The sequence below is a fragment of the Tritonibacter sp. SIMBA_163 genome, assembly GCF_046535935.1.
GTDB lineage: Bacteria > Pseudomonadota > Alphaproteobacteria > Rhodobacterales > Rhodobacteraceae > Epibacterium > Epibacterium scottomollicae.
The window spans coordinates 1-246 of record NZ_JAWJBP010001036.1 but is presented as its reverse complement, the minus strand read 5'-3'; the positions used below and the strand labels follow the sequence as shown (position 1 = coordinate 246).

Below are 246 nucleotides of genomic sequence, written 5' to 3'. Positions count from 1 at the left end.
GATGGAACCAGGGGCCGGTTCCATCAAACCGTGATCTTGTCTAGAAAAGGTCGCCCTGGCCACCGGACCGTCCGGCTTTGGCTTTTCGCGTTGGCCGCTTGGCCGATGGCGCGGCGTCGATCACCGCGCCGCGCCGGCCGTCGGCAAGTTCAAGGCTGACCGCCTGGCCGGTTTGCAGAGCCTCGGCGCTGGCGACGATAGCGCCCGCCTCGTCCCGGACGACGGCAAATCCGCGGTCGAGCACCC

The 246-nt window shown here is 68.3% G+C and carries 1 pseudogene; it reads right to left on the bottom strand.

The annotated features are described in order from the left end of the window. Positions 1 to 40: 40 nt before the first annotated feature. A pseudogene (locus R0J92_RS25490) lies at positions 41 to 246 on the bottom strand (exodeoxyribonuclease VII large subunit); the annotation flags it as partial.